The organism is Mycobacterium persicum (genome assembly GCF_002086915.1).
GTDB lineage: Bacteria > Actinomycetota > Actinomycetes > Mycobacteriales > Mycobacteriaceae > Mycobacterium > Mycobacterium persicum.
Genome location: NZ_MWQA01000001.1, coordinates 5,462,310 through 5,470,195, shown reverse-complemented (window position 1 = coordinate 5,470,195; position 7,886 = coordinate 5,462,310). Strand labels below are relative to the sequence as shown.

The 7,886-nt window shown below is 68.8% G+C and carries 7 protein-coding genes and 1 pseudogene; 2 read left to right on the top strand and 6 right to left on the bottom strand.

What is annotated here, in order from left to right; genetic code table 11:
- Window positions 1-55 precede the first annotated feature (55 nt).
- Complete coding sequence (locus B4U45_RS24825) at window positions 56-799, top strand: dienelactone hydrolase family protein (protein ID WP_075549933.1); 744 nt, start codon at window positions 56-58, stop codon at window positions 797-799.
- Between the two features lie 80 nt (window positions 800-879).
- On the opposite strand, the gene B4U45_RS24820 is transcribed toward B4U45_RS24825, so the two are convergent.
- The 3 genes from B4U45_RS24820 to B4U45_RS24810 are packed head-to-tail and all read right to left on the bottom strand — an operon-like array spanning window position 880 to window position 3,952.
- Window positions 880-1,983, bottom strand: a complete 1,104-nt coding sequence (locus tag B4U45_RS24820; protein WP_075549932.1) for an acyl-CoA dehydrogenase family protein — start codon at window positions 1,981-1,983, stop codon at window positions 880-882.
- Entirely contained in the window at window positions 1,980-3,164 is a 1,185-nt protein-coding gene (locus tag B4U45_RS24815) for an acyl-CoA dehydrogenase family protein (RefSeq protein ID WP_075549931.1), read from the bottom strand. Before B4U45_RS24815 ends, B4U45_RS24820 begins: the two co-directional genes overlap by 4 nt.
- On the bottom strand, window positions 3,161-3,952 hold the full coding sequence (locus tag B4U45_RS24810; protein ID WP_083155954.1) for an SDR family oxidoreductase: 792 nt from the start codon (window positions 3,950-3,952) through the stop codon (window positions 3,161-3,163). Before B4U45_RS24810 ends, B4U45_RS24815 begins: the two co-directional genes overlap by 4 nt.
- 78 nt (window positions 3,953-4,030) lie before the next feature.
- On the opposite strand from B4U45_RS24810, the gene B4U45_RS30185 reads away from it, so the two are divergent.
- Window positions 4,031-4,381, top strand: a complete 351-nt coding sequence (locus tag B4U45_RS30185) for a PE-PGRS family protein (protein WP_371687070.1) — start codon at window positions 4,031-4,033, stop codon at window positions 4,379-4,381.
- Here the strand turns inward: B4U45_RS30185 and B4U45_RS24805 are convergent.
- The 3 genes and pseudogenes from B4U45_RS24805 to B4U45_RS29615 all read right to left on the bottom strand — a co-directional run.
- Window positions 4,295-6,321, bottom strand: a pseudogene (locus tag B4U45_RS24805) (biotin carboxylase N-terminal domain-containing protein). The gene B4U45_RS30185 and the pseudogene B4U45_RS24805 overlap by 87 nt on opposite strands.
- Window positions 6,322-6,386: 65 nt before the next feature.
- Entirely contained in the window at window positions 6,387-7,550 is a 1,164-nt protein-coding gene (locus tag B4U45_RS24800; protein ID WP_075549927.1) for a PPE family protein, read from the bottom strand.
- 50 nt (window positions 7,551-7,600) lie between these two features.
- On the bottom strand, window positions 7,601-7,886 hold a 286-nt coding region (locus tag B4U45_RS29615; RefSeq protein ID WP_244899395.1), incomplete at its 5' end, for a PE/PPE C-terminal domain-containing protein.

The following is a 7,886-nucleotide window of genomic DNA, read 5'->3' as shown; positions in this document are numbered from 1 at the left end:
CGGCGGGTCGACGCCAAACAACACGCGAGAAGGCCGCAGGAGTACAACGGAGGCCATGGCGAAATTCACCGATACCGTCACGACGCCCGACGGCAGCTGCCCCGTCCACCTGTTTACTCCCGACGGTGCCGAAGGCCCCTGGCCCGGTGTCGTCATGTATCCCGACGCCGGCGGTGTGCGGGAAACCTTCTACCAGATGGCTGCCAAACTGGCGGGCTACGGCTATGCGGTGCTGCTGCCCGACGTGTACTACCGCGAGGGCGCCTGGGCCGCATTCGATATGAAGACCGCGTTCGGCGACGCGAAGGAGCGGGCGCGGATCATGTTCATGATCGGCACCTTGACCCCGGACCGAGTCACCCGCGACGCCGGCGCGTTCTTCGGCTACCTGTCCGGCCGCCCGGAGGTGAGGGGCCAGCGATTCGGTGTGTGCGGCTACTGCATGGGTGGACGGATCTCGCTCGTGGTGGCCGGTCGTCTTCCGGATGGAGTCGCCGTCGCGGCGTCGTTTCACGGCGGCGGCTTGGTCACCGACAGCGCGGACAGCCCGCATCTGCTGGCCGAGCGGATGCGGGCCACGGTCTATGTGGGCGGCGCGAAGAATGACCCGTCGTTCACGGCTGACCACGCCGAACAGCTGGACAAAGCTCTGACCGCGGCCGGCGTCGAGCACATCATCGAGTGGTATCCCGCCGCTCACGGGTTTGCCGTCCCGGACAACCCGCCCTACGACGAGGCGTGCGCCGAAAGGCACTGGGCGGCAATGACGGACGTCTTCGCTTCGGCACTACCGCACTGATCCGGCGAGCAGACACAGAATCAGCCAAATCCTTGGCGCCTCATGCGATTCTGTGTCTGCTCGCCCGACTCTTGCCGACGTCAGGTGACCGGTAGGTTGACCAACCTGGCCAGTCGAGCGCGGTGCCGGTAGGCGGTCCCGAGGGCCAACTGGTCGCTCTTGGCCCGCTTCAGGTACAGGTGCGCGGGATACTCCCAGGTCATTCCGATCCCGCCGTGCAGCTGCACGCATTCCTCGGCGGCGTGCACCGCAACCCCGCTGCAGTGGGCCTGCGCCAGAGCCGCCGCGACGGCGGCGTCAGCATCGCCGCGGGCACAGGTGTCGGCGGCATAGCGGGCCGCGGCCGTCGCCGAACCGACCTCGAACCACAAGTCCGCCAGCCGGTGTTTGATCGCCTGGTAGGAACCGATGGCCCGGCCGAACTGCTTACGTTCCTTGGCGTAGGCCAGAGTGGTGTCAAAGCACCACCGCGCGATCCCCAGCTGCTCGGAGGCGAGCAGCGCCGCTGCGGTCTGCAGCGCCTCGGCCAGCGCCGCTTCACCCGGGCCGGTACCGATCCGCGACGACGTCGCACCCGAAAACTGCACGTCGGCAAGGGGTCTGGTCATGTCGAAGGTCAACATCGGCGAGACCTCGACACCGGCCGCGTCGCGCGCGACGGTATGCAGCTCCACCCCCTCGGGCCCGGCGACCGGCACCACCAGCACGTCGGCTTCCCTGGCGCCCGCAACGCTGCCGACCCGTCCGGTCAGTCCGTCGGCGCCATCGCTCACCCCGGTCACCGGATCACCCGGTGCGGTGGATAGCGGCACCACCAGCGCCGCGGTGACGGCACCACCGGCCAGACCCGAGAGGGTTTCGGTCTCGCCGGAACGCGACAGCGCGACGGTAGCAAGCACCGCGCTGGACAGGAACGGCACCGGCGCGACGGCCCGACCGATCTCCTCCATCACCACCGCTGCTTCACGGGCAGTTGCGCCCGCTCCGCCCAGCGACTCGGGAACCAGCAGCCCGGCCACCCCCAGATCGGCGGCCAGCGTCCGCCACAGCTCCGAAAAGTCTTGCAGCGGAACATCATAGGCCCGCACCACCAGCTCCGGCGGACACCGATCGGCCAACAGTTGCCGAACGCTGTCCCGCAGCGCCTCCTCGGTGTCGGAGTACAGTAGGTCCGCGGCGCTCATCGCGGCAAATCCTTCCAGGCGACAGTCTTGTCGACCCGGTGTTCACCGGGCAGGCCCAAAACCCGCTCGGAGATGGTGTTGCGCAGGATCTCCGAGGTGCCGCCTTCGATCGAGTTGCCGCGAGCCCGCAGGTAGCGATAGCCCGGGCCGCGACCAATCAGATCGACGGTCTCCGGCCGGCGCAGCGTCCAGTCGTCGTATCCCAGGCCAGTTTCGGGGTGCAGTTCCAGTTCGAAGCCCGAGATCTGTTGCGCCAGACGGGCAAACGCCACTTTCATACCGGCGCCCTCCGGCCCGGGCTGACCGGTCTCGGCCTGCTGGCGCAATCGTTCGCCGGTGAGCCGCAGCACTTCGGCTTCTACCCACAGCCGCATCATCTCGTCGTGCATCGCGGGATTGCGCAGCGCCGGCTGGTCACGCCAGGCCTCGGTGACCCTGCCGATGTGGCCGCCCTCGCGCGGGATTCCGGTCCGTGCGCCGATCGCGACGCGTTCGTTGTTGAGGGTGGTGGTCGCGACCCGCCAGCCGCCGCCTTCCGGGCCGAGCCGGTTCGTGTCGGGCACCCGGACGTCGGTGAGAAATACCTCGTTGAATTCCGCCTCGCCGGTGATCTGACGCAGTGGCCGGATGTCGATTCCCGGTTGCCTCATGTCACACAAGAAGTAGGTCAGCCCAACGTGTTTAGGCACGTTCGGATCGGTGCGGGCGACCAGGATGGCCATCTGCGCATGCTGGGCCATCGACGTCCATACCTTCTGCCCGTTGACAATCCAGCCATCCCCGTCGCGCACCGCACGAGTGGCCACCCCGGCCAGATCCGATCCGGCGCCCGGTTCGCTGAACAGCTGGCAGTAGAGGTGCTCACCGGTGAACAACGGGCGCAAGAACTTACGCTTCTGGTCTTCGGTTCCGAACACGGCGATCGTCGGAGCCGCCATGCCGATGCCGATGATGTTTCGCCCGCCACCGGCCGGCGGCGCTGCTGCCGCCGACAATTGCGCGTCGACCTGTGCCTGATAGGTGCGCGGCAGGTCGAGTCCGCCGAAGCCCACCGGAAAGTACACCCAGGCCAGCCCCGCGTCGAACCGCGCGCCGAGGAATTCCCGCGCGTCGGTGGTGGCCGGGTCGTGCTGGTCCAGCAGCGCCCGCACCCGGGTTGCGAGGTCCTCCTGAATGCTCATTGCGCGCCTCCGGAGTTCGCCGGAAAGCCCCTGAACCCTTGGGCATTGCCCAGCAGCAGGCCGCCGTCGATCACCATGGTCTCTCCGGTGATCCAGCCCGCCGCATCCGAGACCAGGAAACCGACGGCTTCGGCCACGTCGACCGGTTGGCCAATGCGCCCGAGTGCGATGGTCGCCGCCAGCGGGTCTTCATGGTCCTTCCACAGCGCCTCGGCCAGCCTGGTGCGCACCACGCCGGGGCAGATCGCGTTGACCCGCACCCGCGGCGAAAGTTCCAGGGCCAGTTGCTTGGTCACATGTATCAGGGCGGCCTTGGTGGCGTTGTACATTCCCATGGCCGGGGATTGATGCATACCGCCGATCGAGGCGGTGTTGATGACGACACCGCCGCGTTGGCCCATCCATGCCTTGACGGCCAGCGAGGTCCACAGCAGTGGGGCCCACAGGTTGACGTCGAAGATCTTGGTGAAGCGGGCGTGGTCCTGTTCGATCAGCGGACCGAACGCCGGGTTGGTGCCCGCGTTGTTGACCAGGATGTCCACGCTGCCGAAGCGCTCGAGGGCCAGGTCCACACAGCGTCGGGCGGCTTCCTCGTCGACCGCGTGAGCACCGACGCCCACCGCGCGCTCGCCGACCTCCGCGGCGGCCGCCTCGGCGGCCTGCTGCTTGCGGGCGGTGAGCACCACGTTGGCGCCGGCGGTGGCCAGGCGTTGCGCCGTCGCCAACCCGATTCCCCTGGAGGCGCCGGTGACTATGGCGGTACGGCCGGTCAGATCCAGTGAGGTCATGGTCGTATGCCTTCAGTCGTCGGTTGGCCGATCTCTCGGAAGCGTTTTGTACACGTGCGTAACGGGTATACGAGGCGCATGTTAGCGAAACTAAACCTCATGAAACCACTAGTCGTGGCCGGGTGTATCGCTACCGCCATCGCCGTCGCGCCAACGGCCTCCGCCGGGGCTTTTGCGGTGGTTCCCACCACGACTGCCTCGGCCTCCAGCCACATCGTTGCGGTCAACGTACCCGGCGGTGGCGGCTGCGACGAAAACGGCAACTGCGGCCAGGGCGGCCAGAATGGCGGTCCCGGCGGCGGTCCGGGCGGTAGCGGTTGCGCTCCAGGCGTCGGTTGCGGCTCAGGAGGGGTCAACGCGGGACCTGGCGGAGTCCCGGGCGGCGCCGGCTGCATCCCGGGCGTCGGATGCGGTTCCGGTCACGCGTAGCAGCCTGCTGATCCAGGTCTGCGACTCCGCCGGATCGATGACGTCGTCCAGTTCGAATGTGGTGGCCGAGCGCAACGCCTTTCCATGCTGATAGGCCGCAGCCAGCAGCCGGTCGAAAAGCGCTTGGCGTTGCACCTCGTCCGCGGCGGCGGCCAACTCCTTGCGAAACCCGAGCCGCACCGCCCCCTCCAGCCCCCTGCCGCGATCTCCCCGGTGGGCCAGGCGATCGTGAACTCGGGCGCATGGAAGGAGCCACCGGCCATGGCCATCGCACCCAACCCATAGCCCTTACGCAAGATGATCATTCCGAGCGGCACCGTCAACCGCGCGCCGGCGATGAACATCCGGCCGAAACGCCGGACCGTGGCTTCTTTCTCCGCGTCCGGACCGACCATGAATCCCGGGGTATCGCACAGCGAGATCACCGGCAGCCGGAACGACTCGCACAGCGCCAGGAAGTCGGTAGCCTTGTCCGACGCCTCGGCGTCGATGGCGCCACCCAGATGATGGCTGCTGTTGGCGATCAGCCCGTAAGCCGCACCCTCGACGCGAACCAGCGCGGCGCCCACCTCGCTACCTTCCGGCGCGACGTCCACCACCGCGCCGGCCAGTTGGGCACGCAACGCTTCTTCACCGGGGTAAAGCTCGACCGCGGCCACCCGATGGGCGTGGTGGGACAGCGCCGCGGCCGCCAGGTCGGGCAGCTTTTCGTCGAAGAAACTCGTCGTGACGATGCCCGATTGAACCTTGTTGTCCGACAAGAGTTCTTGCAGCAACGCCAGGTTGGTGGCGACGCCCTCGATGCTGAACTCCGATAGCGCCGTGCGCGCCTTGCGCACCGCCGCGCCGAAGGTTGACCCGGATACGTGGGTGATGACCTTGGCCAGCAGCGAGTCATAGCGTGGACTCACCGACAGCCCCGCCCGGCCGTAGGTGTCGACCCGGACCCCGGGGCCGCTCGGGGGTGAAAACACCGTCAGAGTGCCCGCTGCGGGCAGGACGGACCCGGCTGCCGCCATGGTTTCAGCGTTGACCCTAGTCTGGATCGCGATGCCTCGCGATCCAGGCGGGATCACCGGCGACTGTGGTTGCCTCGCAGGAAATTCCGGCCGGCAGCCCCAGCTGGTCGTAGGCCGCACCGCCGGCAATGGCCAGCTGCAGCGCCACCAGGTCCAGACCGGTCACCGCCTCGGTGACGGTGTGTTCAACGAAAGGCCTTGGGCGGGAGCGATTTCGACCAGCTTCTGGTGACGCCGCTGGATGCTGCAGTCACGATCGCCCAACGCCAGCGTATGCGGTGGCTGGCCGACGACCTGCACCTCCAGATGGCGTGCCGCACCCAGATATACCTCGGCGCATAACGCCGGATTGCCGAAGGCCAGTTGCGCTTCCGCGGCGCACTGACGGTAGGCATCGTCGATCTGGCCGGCGCTCGTCACCTTGCGCATGCCCCGGCCACCACCGCCGGCAAGCGCCTTGATCATGACCGCGCCGCCGCCCTGAGCGGCGAAGAATTCCTGGATGTCGCCGAGGCTGCTGGGGCCTTGGGTCGCCGCCAGCACCGGCACCCCGGCGGTGACGGCGGCCGCGCGGGCCGCAGACTTGTTCCCGACCAACTCCAGCACCGCGGCGTCGGGTCCCACGAACGTGTACCCGCCGGCCGTGCAGGCCCGCGCGAATTCGGGGTTCTCGCTGAGGAACCCGTAGCCGGGGTGGATCAGCTCGGCGCGGGACGCCTGGGCCGCGGCCGGGATGGCCGCGGCGTCGAGGTAGGCGTCGATACCGTTGCCGGGCAGGGCGATTGCCTGGTCGACCGCGTGCACGTGCGGGCTGTCGGCGTCGTCCGCGGCGTAAACCGCCACCGTGGGGATCTCCAATTCGGTTGCCGTGCGGATGATTCGAAGCGCTATCTCGCCCCGGTTCGCGATCAGCAGGCTCATTCGGACAACCCGGCCATCGTGACGCGCGACCACATACCGGCCACATTACGGCCCGGCCGGTCGGATCAGACGACGACCTGTTTGGGCATCACGGTCGGCCGGAAGCCGTACCGTGGCCCGGCGTAACCACCGCCGCCCTTCGACGCGGCGGCCATCCCCGGCCCGCCGGGCATCGCGGTGACCGGTCCGGCTTCCTCGGGTACGGCCCAGCCGCTGCCCTCCAACGCCGTGGTGCCCGAAGGCAACGCCGGAGCGGCACTGGACCAGCTCGCCGGCACCGCCAACTTGCCGACCGCGGACGCCTGGCCCATGCCGGCCAGGACCGAGCCCGCGCCCGCGGGTGCCACGGCGTTCGTCGTGGCCGCCGGTCCCGCGATGGCCGGAACCAGCTCGGCGGCGGCAGCAGCCCCGCCCGTGGCGTTCACGGCATCCAGGGCATGTCCCAGGAAGACCGCGTTGGGGATGGTGGCCATGACGAACCAGGCCGCAGTGTTGACCGCACCGTTGATGGCGTTCTGCACGAATGTATTGCCGAGCAGGTCATCGATGATTCCGCCCAGCGCCGTCGCGTCGAAAACGGACGCGGCCGGCGACGCGAGCCCCATGACCGTGTTGGGCACGTTGGTGATCAGGTTCGCCAGCCCCACCTGCTGTGCCGTGCCGGCCTGGCCCACCGCGGCCGCCTGCGCGGCCAGCCCCGCCGGGTTGGCGATCCGCGACGGCGTGGTCAACGGGTTCAGCATCCCGGCGGCCGCCGACGACGCCGCATAGCCGTACATCGCCAATGCGTCCTGCGCCCACATTTCGCCGTAGTGCGCCTCGGTGGCCGCGATGGCGGGTGTGTTCTGGCCCAGGATGTTCGTCGCCACCAGCGCGGCCAGCAGCGCCCTATTGGCCGCAACCTCAGCCGGCGGCACGGTCGCGGCGAAGGCCGCCTCGAAGGCGGCCGCGGACGCGGTGGCCTGCGAGCCCGCATGGGCAGCGGATTCGGCGGTGTAGCTCAGCCAGGCCAGGTAAGGCTGAGCCGCGGCTGCCATCGACATCGACGCCGGACCCAACCACTGCTCCGTGGTCAGCTGGGTGATCGCCGATTCGACCGAGGCGGCCGTGGTGCTCAACTCGACGGCCAGCCTGTTCCATGCTGCGGCGGCAGCCATCATGGGTGCCGCCCCCGCACCGGCGTACATGCGTGCGGAGTTGATCTCAGGGGGTAAAGCGCCGAAATCCATTGTTGTCCCACTCCTTTGGTTTGGTCCGGTTCGTATCGGATGCAGGTGCTCTAGACGGCTTGCGGCTTCGGCATGACGATGGGCTTGACGCCGTAGCGCGGGGCACCGAAGCCGGCGCTGTTGCGCGTCGCCGACGCCAATCCCGGCATGCCGGGGATGACGTTGCCGGGCGCGGCCTGAGGTGCGGCGGCGGTCCAGCCGGCACCTTGCAGCGTGCTGACTTGCGTGCTCGACACCAAGGTGGCCGTCCCGGCCCAGGTCGGCGGTGCGGCTGCGCCGATCGAGGACACCGCACCCAGGCCGGCGGCGACCGGCGCCGCGCCGACCGCGGCCTCG